Raw genomic sequence first — 16,602 nt, 5'->3', positions numbered from 1 at the left:
GATAGGAAGCACACACATGAGCAAATCATTCTGGGCGCTGGCGGTGTTGCTGCTGGGGCTAACGTTGGCACCACACAGCGACGCTTACTCTTACGCTGCGGCAGGCAAAGAACCACTCATTGAAGGCCGCGAAAAGATCATCAATGCGGTGGCCGCGAACGATTACGCGGCGGTGGCCGCAGCGGTGACGCAGTTAAAGCCAGAGTTTGATTACCTGCTGAGCGATCATCAGGTGGATCTGTTGACGCCGATGCAAGCGGCCATCGGCCGTGGCGATGGTGAGGCGGTTAGCCAGATCATCGATCACGCGGTGGTGGAAGAGATCATCCGGCGGCTGGATGGCGCCAGCAAAAACCTTGGCGATTACCAAGTGGCGAAGGTGCTGGTGGTGAAAAGTAAGCTGTTTTTGGATCTGGTTAGCCCCAAGTTAACGCCAACCCAACGTGAGCAGGCGCAACAGGCGATTGTGGCGGTGCTGGCATCCATTGGTAATCCGGGGGTCTTTGGCGTGGGCCAAGCTCCGGCGGATCCAGAGCAATTTGCGCTGCAACAACAGCGCTTGTTGCAGGCGTTATCCAGCTTAAAGTAACGGCGTAGCGGGTGCAGCAAGTGCAGCGGCGTGGCCCCCAGCCATCTTGGCAGCAAGGGGGAAAACAGGCACCGGCCTTGTGGTTGGCGCTGCTGTGCTACCCATTGTGGCTTTGGTGGTTGGGGCATTATCCGCTGGCTCTGAGCAGCGATGATGCGCTGAACTTTGCCCGTGGCATCGAGCGTTTTTCGGTGCTGGAGTTTCGGCCGCATTTTCCCGGTTATCCGGCCTTTATTGTGCTGGCGCGAGCGCTGCAAAGCCTTACGGCCAGCGCACTGGCCAACGTGCAGCTGTCGTTGCTGGCGACCACGTTGCTGCCGCTTGCTGCTGCAGCGGTGGCGGGGCAGTTGGTGGTTGGCGCTGCGCCGATGAAATCGGCTCAAAGGGGCACGAATGCCCCATCGTCGGTACCGGCCGCGCAAGCGGCAGGCGTTGCAGCGCTGCTGTTGATGAGCCAACCGCTGTTGTGGGCGGCGGGGCTCAGTGGCTTGTCGGATCCCTTGGCGTTGTTGTGGTTGTTGCTGTTGCTGCTGGCGGGGTTAGCCCAGCGGTCGTGGTTGGCGGGGTTGCTGCTGGGGCTGTTGCTGGCAACGCGACCGGCGTATCTGCCCTTGGTGGTGAGCCTGCCCTTATGGCCGCATCTGCTGGGGTTTGCTCGCCCTTGGCGTGCCTTATTGTACGCCAGTGCGATGGTGCTGTTAGTGGCGCTGCTGAGTTTAGGCTTTGTCTGGTGGCACGATGGCGCGGCCTATTTTAGTGAGGGGCTGCGCTTTAGTGCCGGTCACTTTCAGATCTGGGGCAACACTTCCGCCGATGCGGGGGGGCCGCTGCAGCAGTGGTTGATGAGCTTGCAAATGGGCTTTGGTTGGCCGCTGTTGGTGGCGGCTGCGGGCTTGATGGCGCTGATGTTGCTTCGTCTGCTGCGCTGGCGCATGGCCCCCGCCCATTCGGTTGCGGCGTATCTGCTGCTGTTGATGGCCTTGGGCTATGGCCTGTGGATGCTGTGGGGGCAAAACCCCGCCAATTTACGCCACAGCTTGCCACTTTTGCTGTTGGTTTTGATCCTGCTCGCAGTGCAGTTAGCGGGGAAAATGATATTGTGGTTGCCAATGGTAGTGGTTTTGATTCTCAATGGCGCCCAGCGGGTGCAATGGACGCAGCCGCTACCACCGCTCCAACAGGCGCTGCAACGCTTTGCCGCCGAGCCGCAGTCCCAATGGCTTGGCAGCAATTACGGCGTAAACCTGTTAACGGCGGCACTGCCCCAGCACGCGGTTGTGGATATGTATTATCCCAGCAGTCAGGTGGTGTTAGCGCAACAGGCGCACGCCAATAAGAGTTGGCGTTTGAGCGCCAGCCCGGTTGCTTCGGCAACCTTAATTACCGAATTTTCACCGCGGTTCCCAGGGGAACGGCGGCTCTATCTGTATCAGCTAAGCAACAACGCTGAACAGAAGCAGTAAAAGGACACACGATGTTTTTCAGCAAGTTTGGTCGCAGTGGTTGCTTGGCTTTAGTGGCGCTATTGAGCGTGAGTTACGGCGCCGTGGCGATGGAAAAAAGCAGCTCGATGTTGTTTGCCGATGGCGACAGCAAAATTGTGAGCGCCAACTTTGATGCGGGCAGCGTCAGCGTTATCGATCGCGCCACGGGTCAGTTGTTGCAGGAACAAACCATTGGTCGCGACATTCGCCGCCTCGCCTTTGGCGCCAATAACGCCACCTTGCTGGTCACCGATTACCTTAGCGATCAGGTGCTGCTGCTGGATGCGGCCACCTTAGCGGTACAGCAGCGCACCGCGGTGCCAGCGCGGCCTTTTGCGGCGCTGTACAACCCCAGCACCGATCAGTTTTACGTCACCAGTTTTGAAGGGCAGAAGTTGTTGGTGCTGAGCGCCAATGGCGAACTGCTGCAGCAACTGGATGTGGCCGACACCCCCAGAGGGTTAGCGCTTACTGACGACAACCGCCTGCTGGTAAGCCACTCCTTAAGTGGCCAACTGTCGATCTTTGATGCCTCTGGCGCCACTCCCAGCCTCATTAAGGTGTTGCAGCTGGCTGACAGCCCCGCGCACGACAAAAAGACCGTATCCCAAGGCAAGCCGCGACTGCTGGATAACATTGTGATCTCCCCCGATGGTCAGCAAGCGTGGTTACCCCATGTGCTGTGGTCGTTTGGTCACGATTTCCAGTTTCAATCGACGGTGTTTCCCGCCATCTCGATTGTCGATCTGACCCCTAGTGCCGAGCAAGAACTGACGCAACAACGCAAGCAGCTGTTTAAGCAGATCAATATTATTGAAAGCGGCAACCGCGTACGGATTGTGTCGAACCCCCACGATGGCGTGTTCAGTGCCGATGGCAAAAAGGCGGTGTTTTCTCTGTCGGGCTCGGAAGATCTGTTGGTGTTTGATCTGTCTCGAGTCAGTAAGAAAAAGAGCAAGCGTCACCGTCGTAAGAAGTTTCAAGGCGGGGTAAAGGCCACCCAAATTTACCGCAACGTGCCCGGCGATAACCCCCGTGGTTTGTTGCTGAGCGGCCGTGAGCTGTATGTGCAAAATGCGATGACTCTGGATCTGGCCAAGTTTGACATTGGCGAGGCGGGCCCCTTTGCTAAATTGAAACTGACCCAAGCCCACTTTGCGCCGCTGGTGCAGCACGATCCGCTGCCGCCGCAACTGCGTTTGGGCAAAACCCTATTTAACAGTGCCAACAGCGCCGAGTTTGCCGATGCGCCGATGGCCGGTGATTTTTGGATGAGCTGTAACTCCTGTCACTGGGATGGCTTTAACTTCACCAACCGGCAGCTGATGCAAGATGGCAAAGACGCCAAAGATCGCTTTAGCAACGCGGTCACCGGCCACGTGGATCCGCGTAAGATGATTGCGGGTGATCCGGTGGGCGCCTACATCGATATCATTCAGAAAACCCAAGGGGGCATGGGCGCCGATCCACGGCCACAGTCGCCAGAGCTGATCAGCGTTGAGCAGCCGCCGCTGGCTGTTGCCAAGCGGATGAGCGCCTTGAACGAGTATGTGCGGGCGCAAGAAAACCTGCCTTATCTGTCGGTGTGGTTGCGACTGGATGACGACAAACGTTACACCCACCCCGACGAGTGGCTGAACAGCGCTGAATGCGCCGACTGCCACAGCACCATTTACGATCAATGGGCCGATTCCAACCACGGCATGAACATGGATCATCCCTACTACCGCTTCCATGAAGATGTGGCTGCAGAGGCGGAAGGGGAAGAGTTCCGAGTGTTGTGTCGTGGCTGCCATATGCCGCAGATGGTGATCAATGGCGACAACAAACCGTTGCATGAATTTGGTGACATGTGGGAGAAAAAAGGCGCGTCACTGATGCAGGCCTTTGCCCACGGGAAATCGGTCAACGAACGCGGCACCGGTTGTGTTTTCTGTCACCGCATCAGCAAGGCGGAGAACGCCGGTGGGAACGCCGACATGACCGTAAACTTAAAAGATCGCGACGGTTACATCTTTGAAGACAGCACCAGCAGCTTGTTGAAGTACATGGAGCAGAAGCAGATCAATGCCTCGCCAGAGCGCCATAAAGCGTCGTACTCCAACCCAGAGCTGTACCAGTCGTCGCTGTACTGTGCCACCTGCCACAACGAATTTACCAGTGGCCCCGGCGCCAACATCAACGACAACTTTGGCGAATGGTTGGCGTCGCCATTTAATTCGCCAGAGGATCCAAGCCAGCATAAAACCTGCATCGATTGCCACATGAATCAAGATGCCACTCACTTCACTCAAGTGAGCGGTTACTCCACCGATAACGGCCCAGAAAAATCGAACCTGCGCTCCCACCACTTTGTTGGCGGCAACTACTTCTTTACCGGCATGCGTAATGCCGAGCATAAGAAGATGTCCATCGACATTTTGAAAACCGCGCTGCGCTTAGCGGTGGAAAAACAGGGGGATCGCTTTACGGCCAAGATCAGCAACGTCAACTCGGGCCATGCCATGCCCGGTGGCGCGCGTCGACAAGTGTGGGTTGAGGTGATTGCCACCGATGCCAACGGTCAACAAGTGCTGAGCAGCGGCGTCATGACCGATGGGGTGATCCCAAAGGACGCCCGTAAATTCGTGAAGGTTGGGGTGGATAAAGCGGGCGTGCCAGTGGGGCTGCGTTTCTGGCGCTACGAGAAAATTGGCAAAGATACCCGCATCCAATCCGGCGAGACTCGCTTAGAGCATTTCCAGCTGCCTGCGGATCTGCAGTACCCACTGACGGTGTCAACGCGGGTGCTGTATCAGGTGTTCGCCAAAGGCTTATCGGATAAGGTGCGCGCCGCCTATCCGGACGAGCAGATCCCTGAGCCCGAGGTGATTGAGCTGCAAAAAGTGGTGCAGGTTTACCACAGCCCCAGCGATTAACCGCGGTAACAAAAACGAGCGCCCTAGGGCGCTCGTTTTTATTTGCGTTTTTGGCCTGAGCTCAAAGCTGCGCGCCACATACCAGCAGTGTGCCTTAGCGACTTAACAGCAGGTATTTCATCTCAAACTGCGGCTGCTCGGCGCTGTAATTGGCGCTGGGCTGGCGTTTGAGCAGCTGTTCAAACCAGATCTCATAATGGCGGTTCTGGTAGCTAAAGTGAAAACCGGTTGCTGGGGCAATGGCGTAGTCGCGGCCTTCTACCGTAAGGGTAAATGCTTGGCTGCCTGCAGCTTGGCTGATCTTAAAGCGCAGCCGCTGATGGCCATTGATCAGTTCCACCCAAGGCAGGTAGGTGTGCGCCTTGATGGCTCGGACTTCCCCCCCTTGGCGCAGTTCGTAGCGTGTGGTTGGCCCTGCGGGGTGGCGCCGCACCTGTTGGCTCAGCTGGCACTGCTCGCACACCGCTGGGGCGGGCAGTTGCCACGTTACTGGGGTGTCGTGGTAACGCAGCACGCCATGCTGCAGTGACCACGGCGCGACAACAACGTCTTGTGGCAGTTGCTGCCCTTGGCAAGCGCTTAGGATGATGAGCAGCAGTGCGCTAATCAGGGCCTTAATCATGGTGAGCCAACGCACGGATCATCTGCAGCAACTGGGCTGATGGGGCGGCTTCTTCAATCAAGGCTTGGCGATCATTGGCCATGATGTCTTGGCTTTTTAGGGCGTTGCTGCGATGACGAGATTGGCTGCTGCCGCTGACATTGCCCGACCAATAGTGGCTGAATTGCAGATCAATGCGGCTCCATTCATCCACATCGTGCAGTTGATCGGTGCTGTTACCGTCGAAGTTAACATCATAATTTGTCAGCATTTCACCGGCCACGCCGTTGCAGTTGAAATCAACGTAATCGGAATTGTCGTGGCCTAAGCCGCGGCTTTCATCCACTAAGGCTTCATCAATGCTGGGCAGTAGGCCAGAGGAGTAGCTCATGTTGAACTGCGCCGGTGCCACTGTGGGGCCATTGATCAGCTCAATGTCGTCGGGGTTGCAGGCGGCAATGCCGTGATGGAAGTAAACAAAGTAACGATCCGCTTCGTGCTCCCCCAATTCCGGTAACCCATTCAGCTGATAGAGGTAGTTCATGATGCTGAGGTGGTTAGGTTTGGCGTTGGTGTTGACGTCGCCGCCGTGGCGCAGGCCCAGATTGTGCCCAAGTTCGTGCATGATGGTGGATGCCTGCATGTTAATGGTGCTGTTGCGGGCGCTTTCCTCTTCCATGGTGAAGCCCCAGTTCCCCATCGAGACCATCAGATCGTTGCCGTAGATCTCGGCGAACCCCGACGATCCCGCAGAGCCATCGGCCAGTTGGCTGTTGGCCATCAACAGGTAGTGAAAGATGGGGCGACGTTGCAGGGCAAAGTTCTGCGCCTTGTGATCCAAAATGCTGGGGGATCCGGCGCTGCTGACGAAGGTGGTTTGTGGGTAGAAATCAACTTGGTTGCCACCGCCCAGATCAAAATCCGCCGGCGAAAGGCCATCTTCGTTGTGGAACAGGTTGCCAGCATCAAAGTGCACCGCCACGTTGTGTTCGGCAAACGCCTCGACCACGCGCTCTAAGGCGCGCCGATGGGGGGTGATCCCAGGATCGGTGCTCTCCATGTAATCCACTTCAATGAAGATGTCTTTTACGCCGGTGCGAGCGCCCCATTCATACAGGGGCAAGCCTGCAAAGGTTGCGCCTTCGGTTTCAGCGCAATCGGGAATGTTGTCTTGGTCGAGATCGTCGCTGCAGTCGATGTCGTTGTCGCCAGCGGGGGTAATAAATTGGGCATAGCGCCAATCGCTGGCGCTGTTGCTGTCGGCTTTGCTGAGATCTCGCACCAAACTTTTGCCTAACAACTCTTCCAGTTGTACGGCGTTGTCGGCATGTGGCCACGCCGCTGCAGTTAACGGCGCTTGGGTGCTGCTGCCCCAGCGAACAAAGTCGATGGTGCGGGTGTTGTCGCTGTCGGTCAGTTCCACGTAGCTGTCTGCCCACCAAGCGGGGCGCACCCGTTGTTCTTCATCGCCAATCAACAGCAAGCTGGGGGAATCCGCCACGCTCGATTGCCAGAAGCCATCCCAGTATCGACCTTGCAGCACCATGTATGCCCCCGGTGCGATGGTTTTGCTTGTTAGGGCGAAGCTGGCAACGTCGTTGATGCTGTTGTTGTCTTCATTGATGCTGCCACTGCGAATGGCGTAGTCGGCCAGGTCGAGCACACGGCTGGTGCCGTTGTAGATCTCAACCCAGCGGTTGTCGCTGTAATAGCGTGACGCTGACACTTCGGTAATGTGCAGATCCGCCGATTCGGTACGGATGCTGCCGATTAAGGCGGGCTCGGCCGCCACCCCATGGAAGTTGCGGGCTTGCTCGGTCAGCTTAATTTGGTAGAGCGCATCCGCTTGCAGCGGCGCGTTTAGGCTCAGTTCAAGGGTTTGTTGATCCGTTTGCAGCGTGGCGCTGCTGATCGCAACGCACTGGGTAAAGTTGTCCATTGAGACTTGGATGGCGCCACTGCAGTCGTTGCCGCGATTGCTGAAGCTGTCGGCCAGCATGATGTCGTCAAACTGCACGGTGATGGGGCTATCAAGCGGGACGCGCACGTCGCTGCTGGCGGGGGTAACGCTAACGGCTTGTGGCGCGCTGGAATCGATAACGGCGATGGCGATAACGGCGCTGGTGCTGAGTTCGCCATCGGAGATCGCAATGGTGATTGCATCGGCGGCGATGCTGTTGGTGGCTGGGGTGTAGCGGTAGCTGAGCCCCGTTAATGCTGTGAGCGTCCCGTTGCTGGGTGGGCTGATGATCTCAGCGCTGAGCGCATCGCCGTCGGGATCGGTGGCGGCGAGGGTAAATTCGATGGCGTGGTTGAATTCGGTTTCCAGCGGCGTTGCCGCCAGTACTGGGGCGCGATTAACGTTAATGATGGTCGAGGCGAGCGCCAAGGTGGTGGTGGCGCCGCTGTTATCGCGGGCGCTGACGTCAAACCCGATGGCGGTGTCGGCGCTCACTTCTGGCGCGACAAAGGTGATCTGCTGGCCGTTGACACTGAAATCAACCGCTGGGCCTGTGGTTTGTTGCCACTGAATCGATTCGATGTTGCCGTCACTGTCGCTGGCATCAACCGCGAAGGTGGCGCTGCTGCGCTCCTCTACGCTGGCGGGCGTGGCTGTGGCATTCAGCACTGGCGCGCTGTTGGCGGGATCATCGCTGCTACAGCCACTCAGTCCGGCGAGTATGGCTAACGAGAGACTGCTAAGGCGCAGTGTTTTGGCAAACATCATTTCAAACGTCCTAATTGTTCGAGTGTATTGATTGAGGTGATCGACCGAGCTAATACGAAGCGCTGATCACGACGGGATGATAACAAAGCTGCAACCTTTGTCGTTGAAATTTTGTGCTTGATTCCAGCCGCGCACGGTCTGCGCCAGCCAGTCCAGCCATCGGGCAAGGAAGCGGCCCACAATGCAGTGCGGAAAGTGTGTCGCAGACAGCAAGTGGGTAACCCCCGAGCCTCTGAGCAGCGGCTCGGGTTGAAGCGCTACCTCAGCGGCCGATCGGCTCTGCTGGGGCGCGCGCGGGGGCGTGGGTTGCCGTTGCTGCCGTGGCCGCTGTGCGGGTTTCTTGCGCTTCTGTCGCCGTGGGCTTGAAGGGCTGGGAACCGGATTGCTGTTGCGCGGTTAATGCCGCCGCCAGATCGCGGTGCTGCTCAAACTGCAACACCCCATCTTGTATTGGGCTGTTTCGCAGCTGCTGGGCATCAACCCGGTACAGATCGCTGCTGCACCACGGAAATTGTTGGCCCCGTTTGGGCAGTATGTCGGCGCTGCGCTGCACATAGCCCGCGCTGAGGTTCAGCATCAGCTCCAGCGGCTGAGATTGCGGTTGCCAGTGGGGGTAGAAGCGTTGGCTGTCGTGGTTATCCAGCTGCTCGAGTAAACGGAAAACGTATTGGTAGCTCAGCTCGGCGCGCAGCGTCCACGAGGCGCTGATGTAGCCAAAAATATTGATGAAGTTGGGCACATTGCCATACATCAGCCCTTTGTAGCCGACCATGTCGCCGCTGTTGATGGCAACGCCATCCACGGTGACCGTCATGCCGCCCCACAGCTGCAGTTTCAGCCCGGTGGCGGGCACAATAATGTCGGCGTGCAGCCGTTGCCCTGAACGCAGCACCACTTCGTTGGCGCTGATGTGATCAATTTCATCGGTCAGCACCTGCGCCTTGCCTTGGCGAATGCAGTGAAAGAGATCGTTATCGGGCAGCACACACAGCCGTTGTTGCCACGGGTTGTAGTTGGGCTGAAAGTGACGCTGGTGATATTCGCGGCTGCGTAGGGCGCTGAGGTTTTGCAAGCGCAGTAACGCCTTGCTAAGCCGTGGCAGTTGTTTGGAAACAAAATAGAGGGTTTGTGCCAGCGAAATGTATTTGTGACGCGTGAGCTTTGCCAGCCAACGGGCGGGCAACAGTGGCTTCAGCAGTTTGTGGCTCCAATCGGTGGCCGCCAACGAGAAAAAGTAACTGGGGCTGCGTTGCAACATGGTGACCCGAGCGGCGGTTTTGGCCATCTCTGGCACGATGCTGGCGGCGGTGGCGCCGGAGCCAATCACCACCACCTGCTTGTGTTGGTGATCCAAGTCTTTAGGCCAGTGCTGCGGATCCGCCACCACCCCTTGAAACTGTTCAATGCCGTTGAACTTAGGCCGATGGCCTTGGGCGTAGTTGTAGTAACCGGCGCAGCTAAACAGCACCTTACAGTGCAACTGCCGGTGTTGGCCTTGATGGGCCACGGTGAGGGTCCAGCGCTGTTGCTGGCTGTTCCAGTCGGCGCTAAGCACCTTGTGATTAAATTGGATCTGCGGCTGGAGCTGTTGTTCTTGGCACAGCTCGGCAAGGTAGGCGCGAATGCGTTCGCCGCTGCTTAAAAATTCACTGCGTTGCCACGGCTTAAAACTGAAGCTGTAGCTGTACATGTCGGAATCGGAGCGAATGCCCGGATAGCGAAACAGATCCCAGGTGCCGCCTATGTTGGCGCGGGCTTCCAACATTAACCAAGAGTCGTTGGGGCGTTGCTGTTTCAGCTGGCTGGCGAGGCCAAGGCCTGATAAACCGGCGCCGATGATGATGTGATCGTAATGCGTTGCCATAGGTACCCACAGAAAAAGGGAGATCGAATACGGCAGACTTTCGATGGAATCCTATGAAGTTACGCGATGTTGCACACGGATGCTACTGGCGCTGTGGCCAAACGGCAGAGACAAAAAAGCGCCGGACAAACCGACGCTTTTGGTCACGACGGCTGCGTAATTACTGGTTGTGCTCGCAGGTGTCGTTGGTGCAGTGACCATACAGGTAGAGGCTGTGGTTGGTCAGTTTGATGTTGTGCTTCAACGCGATCTCGTTTTGGCGACGCTCGATGGTGTCGTCGCTGAATTCGATAACCTTGCCGCAATCCAAACACACTAAGTGGTCGTGGTGATGCTGACTGGCCAGTTCAAACACTGCTTTGCCACTTTCGAAGTGGTGGCGGGAAACAATGCCAGCGTCGTCGAATTGGTTTAATACGCGGTACACGGTAGCCAAACCGATCTCTTCACCGGACTCCAACAACAGCTTGTACAGGTCCTCGGCACTGATGTGCTGGTTCTGGGGGCGCTGCAATAGCTCAAGGATCTTTACGCGCGGCAAAGTGACTTTTAGCCCCGCTTTCTTTAACGCCTGATTCTCGTCAGCCATGGTACTCTCTAATCGTTAGTGGGCCATTCACCCCAGAATTACTAGCGGCCATTATAGGAAGCTTCGCGCCAAGTTAAAACCATTAGCTTTGTAGGGTGAAGATTCGATAACCTAGAAAACACAAATATTTAGCGCTAAATGGAAGTGAAGGCGGTATGTATCAACGGATTGTGATCTTAACCGGGGCAGGGATCTCGGCAGAATCGGGTTTAAAAACATTTCGTGCTGAAGACGGTTTATGGGAGCAACATCGAATTGAAGACGTTGCCACCCCAGAGGGTTATTGGCGTAATCCCGAATTAGTGCAGCGGTTTTACAACGAACGTTGGCAGCAGTTGCAACAAGGGGTTGAGGCCAATGCCGCCCACCGGGCGTTGGCGCGTTTGCAGCAGCAGTTTCATGGCGAGGTGCTGTTGGTCACCCAAAACATCGACAACCTGCACCAAGCCGGTGGCAGCCAATCGGTGCTGCACATGCACGGCGAACTGGTGAAGGGGCGCTGCCCCAAAAGCCAACAGGTGTTTCCTCTTACCCAGCCCTTTGGGGCCGATAACCTGTGCACCTGCTGCGCCATTGGCCAGATGTTGCGCCCCCATGTGGTGTGGTTTGGCGAGATGCCCTTTGGGCTGGATCGTACCTACGACGCATTGGCCAAGTGCGATCTGTTTATCGCGATTGGCACCTCGGGCACGGTTTACCCTGCAGCAGGCTTTGTGGAACAAGCCAATCAAGCCGGTGCCGATACCTTAGAGATCAATCTGGCCCCCACGGAACGCTACAGCCAGTTTGATTTTCATCGCAAAGGCAAAGCCGGCACCTTGGTGCCGGAAGTGGTGGAGCAAATATTGGCGGGGCAGCTGCTTAGCTAGTTTGGTAAACGTCTGCTCTGGCCAAGGTAGTGGACAGCGCCTTGGTCAGCTGGCTCAGTTGAGCTGAGTTGATGAGGTAGGGCGGCATGATGTACACCAGCTTGCCAAAGGGACGGATCCACACGCCTTGTTCCACAAAGTGACGTTGAATAACGGCCACGTCGACGGCTCGCTTGGTCTCTACCACCCCAATGGCGCCAAACACCCGCACCTCGGCCACCTGCTCAAACTCGGCACAGGGGGCGAGCTCTTCGCTGAGCTGTTGTTCAATTTGTGCCACCTGCTGCTGCCAATCCCCTTGTTGCAAAATCGCCATGCTGGCGCTGGCAACGGCACAGGCCAATGGGTTGCCCATAAAAGTGGGGCCGTGCATAAACACCCCAGCGGCGCTGGCACACACCCCTTGGGCAACGGCATCGGTTGCCAGCGTGGCGGCTAGGGTCATGGTGCCGCCGGTTAACGCTTTGCCTAAGCAAAGGATGTCCGGCACCACCGCGGCGTGTTCATAGGCAAACAGTTTGCCGGTGCGGCCAAAGCCGGTGGCGATCTCATCAAAAATCAGCATCACCCCATGCTGATCGCACAATTGGCGTAATCGCTGCAAGTAAGCGGCACCATAAAAGTGCATCCCGCCGGCGCCTTGCACCATGGGCTCGACAATCACCGCCGCTAAGCTGTCGCCATGTTGGGCGAAGCCTTGGGCTAAGGCGTCGGCATCTTCTGCGCTCAGTGGTTGCCCCACGGGTGTGGTTGGTCGTGGCAGAAAGTGCGCCTTAGACAACACCTTGCTGAACAAGCTGTGCATGCCATTGTCTGGATCGCACACGCTCATGGCAGCAAAGGTGTCACCGTGGTAGCCGCCTAAAATGGTCATCACTTGAGTGCGTTGGGGCTGTTCGATCCCTTGTTGATACTGCAGCGCCATTTTCAGCGCCACTTCGACGGCAACCGAACCGGAATCGGCCAAGAACAGTTTATTCAGCTTGGGATCGGTCATCTCGATCAGGTGCTTACCCAGTTCAATTGCCGGTTGGTGGGTAATGCCACCAAACATCACGTGGCTCATGGTGTCGATCTGCGCTTTGGCGGCGGCGGACAGCTGCGGATGCTGGTAACCGTGAATGGTGCTCCACCAGCTGCTCATGCCATCAATCAGTGGGCGGCCATCCTCTAACACAATCTCAACGCCCTTGGCGCTGGCAACCGGATAGCAGGGAAGGGGATTGGTGGTGGACGTGTATGGGTGCCATAGGTGGTCGCGATCAAATTGCAGATCAATGCTCATGGTCGATTTTTAACCGTTAGTAAAGGTAGGATGTGTTTATGGATTGACAGTGTATCGGTTCGCTTTATCCTAGCCAACAGAATATCCCTACCCTGACTACTGGAATGACCATGGCCGCTATCCGTCACGATTGGACGTTAGAACAGATCCAAGCCTTACTAGCCAAGCCTCTGAATGATCTGCTGTTTGAAGCGCAAACTGTGCATCGTCAGCATTTCGATCCAAACCAAGTGCAGATCTCGCGGCTGCTGTCGATCAAGACCGGTGCCTGCCCGGAAGATTGCAAATACTGCCCGCAAAGTGCCCGTTATCACACCGGCCTGGAAACCGAGCAATTGGTGGAAGTGGATAAGGTGTTAAGCGAAGCGAAAGCGGCGCAAGCGGCCGGTGCCAGCCGTTTCTGCATGGGCGCCGCATGGCGTAACCCCCGCGAACGCGACATGCCGTACCTGCTGAAAATGGTACGCGAAGTGAAAGCGATGGGCATGGAAACCTGTATGACCTTGGGCATGCTCAGCGCCGAGCAGGCTGAGGTGTTGGCGGAAGCGGGCTTGGATTACTACAACCACAATTTGGATACCTCGCCGGAATTTTACGGCGAGATCATCTCTACCCGCAGCTACGACGACCGTTTGCATACCCTTGATAACGTACGTAAAGCGGGCATGAAAGTGTGTTCCGGTGGCATTTTGGGGATGGGCGAGCAAGCGTCGGATCGCGCCGGTTTGCTGCAGCAGTTGGCCAACCTGCCAACCCAGCCAGAAAGTGTGCCAATCAACATGCTGGTGAAGGTGGCGGGCACGCCGATGGCGGATCAAGCGGATCTGGATCCGATTGAGTTTGTGCGGGTGATTGCCGCTGCGCGGATCATGATGCCAGCGTCCCACGTGCGCTTGTCTGCCGGTCGCGAAGACATGAGCGACGAACTGCAAGCGATGTGTTTCTTTGCTGGTGCCAACTCTATTTTCTACGGTTGTAAGTTGCTGACCACCGCCAACCCGAAAGAAAACGACGACATGACGCTGTTTGCGCGTTTGGGGATCACCCCGGAAGCGGGCGCGGCCAAGCACATTGAAAAGATGAAGCCGACGCTGCCACAACCGCAAGAGGATGTGTTGTTTTACGATGCCACGCAGTAACCCTGAAACGCGGCAATGGTGGCAACGCCGAGCGCAGCAGCGCTTGGCTGAACGTACGCAGGCGCAATTGTTGCGTCAGCGTCGCTGCATCGAGCCGGTGGATGGCCGCACCATTGAGCTGGACGGGCAACGGCTGTTGCAGTTCGGTTCAAACGATTACCTCGGGTTGGCGTTTGCGGCGGAGCCACTGCCTGCCCGTGGCGCGGGGGCATCGCCGTTAGTCAGCGGTTACCACCGTGCCCATCAGCAGTTAGAACAAACCTTGTGTGCCGTCACGGGCTATGAAGCGGCGTTGCTGTTCAGTTCTGGTTTTGCCGCCAATTCCGCCCCTTTGGCGCTGCTGCAACAAGGGGATCGACTGCTGGCGGATAAGCTGGCGCATGCCTCGATCATTGATGCGGCTCAGGCCAGCGAAGCCAATTTACGCCGTTTCCCTCACAACAATCTGCCAACGCTGGAACGTTGGCTTCGGCAAACCGAGGCCCCAACCATGGTGGCCACCGAATCGGTGTTCTCGATGGATGGCGATCAAGCCCCGTTAGCGTCATTTGTGGCGCTGTGTGCCGAGCATGGCGCCTTAAGTTGGGTAGACGATGCCCACGGCTTTGGCGTATTGGGTGCCGATGGTTATGGGGCGGCGCAGCTGGCCTCGCCGGATCTGCTGACAATTACCTTCGGCAAGGCGTTGGGGGCCAGCGGCGCGGCGCTGCTGGGTTCAAAGCTGCTGTTGGATGCCATCAGCCAAAGTTGCAAACACTACATCTACTCTACCGCGATGCCGGCGGATCTGGCGCAGCGAGTAACCGCTCGAATTCGCGGTTTGGCCGATCCGGCACCACGCCAGCATCTGGCTGAGCTGATTGCCTATTTTCGCGCCGGAGCCACTGAGCAAGGCTGGGCTTTACCCGCTTCTTCTACCCCGATCCAACCACTGTTGTGCCACAGCAGCGAGCATGCCTTGCAGCTCTCGGCGCAGTTGCAGCAGCAAGGGATCTGGGTGCCGGCCATTCGCCCGCCGACGGTGCCCCAAGCGCGGTTGCGCTTGGTGCTGAATTGTTGCCATCAGTTTGCCGACATCGATCGGCTGCTGGCGGCGCTGGGGCAAGCCACGCCTGCCCAAGGAGACTCAGCATGACTGCGGCTTCCTGTTTTGCCGATGCCGCGGCCAGTTACGACAACCACGCGCAGGTACAGCGCTGGGCGGCGATGCATCTGCTGCAACGTGCTCAGCCGCAATCCAGCTGGTTAGACATTGGCTGTGGTACCGGTTTTGTTAGCGCTCGCTTACCGGCTCAGCAGGTGATCGGGGTGGATATCGCGATGGCGATGCTGCAACAAGGCCAAGGCGCGCGGCTGCAAGGGGACATGCAGGCGCTGCCGCTGCAAAGCCACAGCGTGGCGGCGGTGGCGGCGAACTTATCGCTGCAGTGGAGCAGCGATCTAAGCCAATCCCTGCGGGAAGCCGCCAGAGTGTGCCAACCCAATGGCCAGTTGCTGTTTAGCGTTCCGGCGGCGGGCACCTTTACCGAGTTGCTGCCGCTGGTAGCCCGTGGTCAGCTGGCCTGCAATCAGTTTTTGAGTGCGGCTGAACTGGCGGCGCAGGTGAGTGCGGCGGGGTGGCAACAGGTGCAAGTGCAGACGCTGAAAACCTGTTTGTATTTTGATGGCCCCAAATCCTTGCTGCAGCACTTTAAACACACCGGCGCCCAACACGCCCAGCGCAGTGCTGGGTTACGGGGGCGGCAGTGGTGGCAGCAGATCTGCACTGAGTTAGAACAGTACCGTAGCCCCCAAGGGCTGCCGCTGAGCTGGCACATTCATTTAGTGGAAGCGAAACGATGATCTATTTTGTTACTGGCACCGACACCGACGCCGGTAAAACCGTGGTAACCGCGGGGTTGCTGGCGGCCGCGGGCAGCGGCTCGCTGGGACTGAAACCGATTGCGGCTGGTTGCGAGGCAACGGCTGCGGGTTTACGCAACAGCGATGCCCTAAGCCTGCAAGCGGCCAGTGGCATTAAGCTGCCTTACGAGCAGGTTAACCCCATCGCTTATCAACCGGCCATTGCTCCGCACATTGCTGCCCAAGCGGAACCGGAGCCGTTGACGGTGGCACGTTTAACGCCATTGTTGCCAACGGCGGCCATGGCACAGGCGTCGTTGTGTTTGGTGGAAGGGGCGGGGGGCTGGCGCTTACCGCTGAATCATCAACAAACCATGCCACAGTGGGTGGCGCAGCAGCGTTGGCCGGTGATCTTGGTGGTGGGCATGAAACTCGGCTGTTTAAACCACGCGCTGCTGACCGCCGAAGCGATCCGGCATGATGGCTTGCAACTGGTGGGTTGGATTGCCAATCGAGTGGATGCGGACATGAGCTGCTACCAGCAAAACTTGGAGACTCTGCAAGCGATGTTAGCGGCCCCGATGTTGGCGGAAGTGCCGTTCTTAGCCGACGTTAATGAGGCGGCGCAGCACTTGACTGCGGCGGCTCAGAGGCTGCAGACGAAGTCGCTTAACTGAGCCTGTAGGGTACGCTA

The 16,602-nt window shown here is 57.6% G+C and carries 13 protein-coding genes; 8 read left to right on the top strand and 5 right to left on the bottom strand.

What is annotated here, in order from left to right:
* Positions 1 to 16 precede the first annotated feature (16 nt).
* From Q0796_RS00550 to Q0796_RS00540, 3 genes are read left to right on the top strand one after another with little or no spacing between them, the layout of a single operon-like run.
* The gene (locus Q0796_RS00550) at positions 17 to 589 is read left to right on the top strand and encodes a hypothetical protein (protein ID WP_298439159.1); all 573 of its coding nucleotides are present in this window, start codon (positions 17 to 19) and stop codon (positions 587 to 589) included.
* 11 nt (positions 590 to 600) lie between these two features.
* A complete protein-coding gene (locus Q0796_RS00545) occupies positions 601 to 2,052 on the top strand; it encodes a hypothetical protein (RefSeq protein WP_298439157.1) in 1,452 nt (483 codons plus the stop codon).
* Between the two features lie 11 nt (positions 2,053 to 2,063).
* Positions 2,064 to 4,991 carry a hypothetical protein gene (locus Q0796_RS00540; RefSeq protein ID WP_298439155.1) on the top strand — a complete coding sequence of 976 codons (2,928 nt, stop codon included), beginning with the start codon at positions 2,064 to 2,066 and terminating at the stop codon, positions 4,989 to 4,991.
* A 94-nt stretch (positions 4,992 to 5,085) separates the two neighbouring features.
* Here the strand turns inward: Q0796_RS00540 and Q0796_RS00535 are convergent, their stop codons facing one another.
* The 4 genes from Q0796_RS00535 to fur form a co-directional block, all read right to left on the bottom strand.
* Positions 5,086 to 5,613, bottom strand: coding sequence for a hypothetical protein (locus tag Q0796_RS00535; RefSeq protein WP_298439153.1), 528 nt, complete (start codon positions 5,611 to 5,613; stop codon positions 5,086 to 5,088).
* Entirely contained in the window at positions 5,606 to 8,320 is a 2,715-nt protein-coding gene (locus Q0796_RS00530) for an Ig-like domain-containing protein (protein ID WP_298439151.1), read from the bottom strand. Before Q0796_RS00530 ends, Q0796_RS00535 begins: the two co-directional genes overlap by 8 nt.
* Positions 8,321 to 8,582: 262 nt before the next feature.
* Complete coding sequence (locus tag Q0796_RS00525; RefSeq protein WP_298439149.1) at positions 8,583 to 10,184, bottom strand: NAD(P)/FAD-dependent oxidoreductase; 1,602 nt, start codon at positions 10,182 to 10,184, stop codon at positions 8,583 to 8,585.
* Between the two features lie 160 nt (positions 10,185 to 10,344).
* Positions 10,345 to 10,773: a ferric iron uptake transcriptional regulator gene (gene fur / locus Q0796_RS00520; RefSeq protein ID WP_298439147.1), complete on the bottom strand. Its 429-nt coding sequence runs from the start codon at positions 10,771 to 10,773 to the stop codon at positions 10,345 to 10,347.
* Positions 10,774 to 10,928: 155 nt separating this feature from the next.
* On the opposite strand from fur, the gene cobB reads away from it, so the two are divergent.
* Positions 10,929 to 11,642 carry a Sir2 family NAD+-dependent deacetylase gene (cobB, locus tag Q0796_RS00515; protein ID WP_298439145.1) on the top strand — a complete coding sequence of 238 codons (714 nt, stop codon included), beginning with the start codon at positions 10,929 to 10,931 and terminating at the stop codon, positions 11,640 to 11,642.
* Here cobB and bioA read toward each other — a convergent pair.
* Positions 11,635 to 12,927 carry an adenosylmethionine--8-amino-7-oxononanoate transaminase gene (gene bioA / locus Q0796_RS00510; protein ID WP_298439143.1) on the bottom strand — a complete coding sequence of 431 codons (1,293 nt, stop codon included), beginning with the start codon at positions 12,925 to 12,927 and terminating at the stop codon, positions 11,635 to 11,637. The two genes, cobB and bioA, sit on opposite strands and share 8 nt — an antisense overlap.
* Positions 12,928 to 13,031: 104 nt before the next feature.
* On the opposite strand from bioA, the gene bioB reads away from it, so the two are divergent.
* From bioB to bioD, 4 genes are read left to right on the top strand one after another with little or no spacing between them, the layout of a single operon-like run.
* Complete coding sequence (gene bioB, locus Q0796_RS00505) at positions 13,032 to 14,066, top strand: biotin synthase BioB (protein ID WP_298439141.1); 1,035 nt, start codon at positions 13,032 to 13,034, stop codon at positions 14,064 to 14,066.
* Positions 14,053 to 15,201: an 8-amino-7-oxononanoate synthase gene (locus tag Q0796_RS00500; RefSeq protein WP_298439139.1), complete on the top strand. Its 1,149-nt coding sequence runs from the start codon at positions 14,053 to 14,055 to the stop codon at positions 15,199 to 15,201. Before bioB ends, Q0796_RS00500 begins: the two co-directional genes overlap by 14 nt.
* A complete protein-coding gene (locus Q0796_RS00495; protein ID WP_298439137.1) occupies positions 15,198 to 15,908 on the top strand; it encodes a methyltransferase domain-containing protein in 711 nt (236 codons plus the stop codon). Before Q0796_RS00500 ends, Q0796_RS00495 begins: the two co-directional genes overlap by 4 nt.
* Positions 15,905 to 16,585 carry a dethiobiotin synthase gene (bioD, locus tag Q0796_RS00490; RefSeq protein WP_298439135.1) on the top strand — a complete coding sequence of 227 codons (681 nt, stop codon included), beginning with the start codon at positions 15,905 to 15,907 and terminating at the stop codon, positions 16,583 to 16,585. The genes Q0796_RS00495 and bioD overlap by 4 nt, the downstream gene beginning before the upstream one ends.
* The last annotated feature ends 17 nt before the right edge of the window (positions 16,586 to 16,602 follow it).

Origin of the sequence: uncultured Ferrimonas sp., assembly GCF_947489035.1 — a bacterium.
GTDB lineage: Bacteria > Pseudomonadota > Gammaproteobacteria > Enterobacterales > Shewanellaceae > Ferrimonas.
Note: the sequence above shows the minus strand (reverse complement) of the source record. Positions and strands in the feature narration are given on the sequence as shown.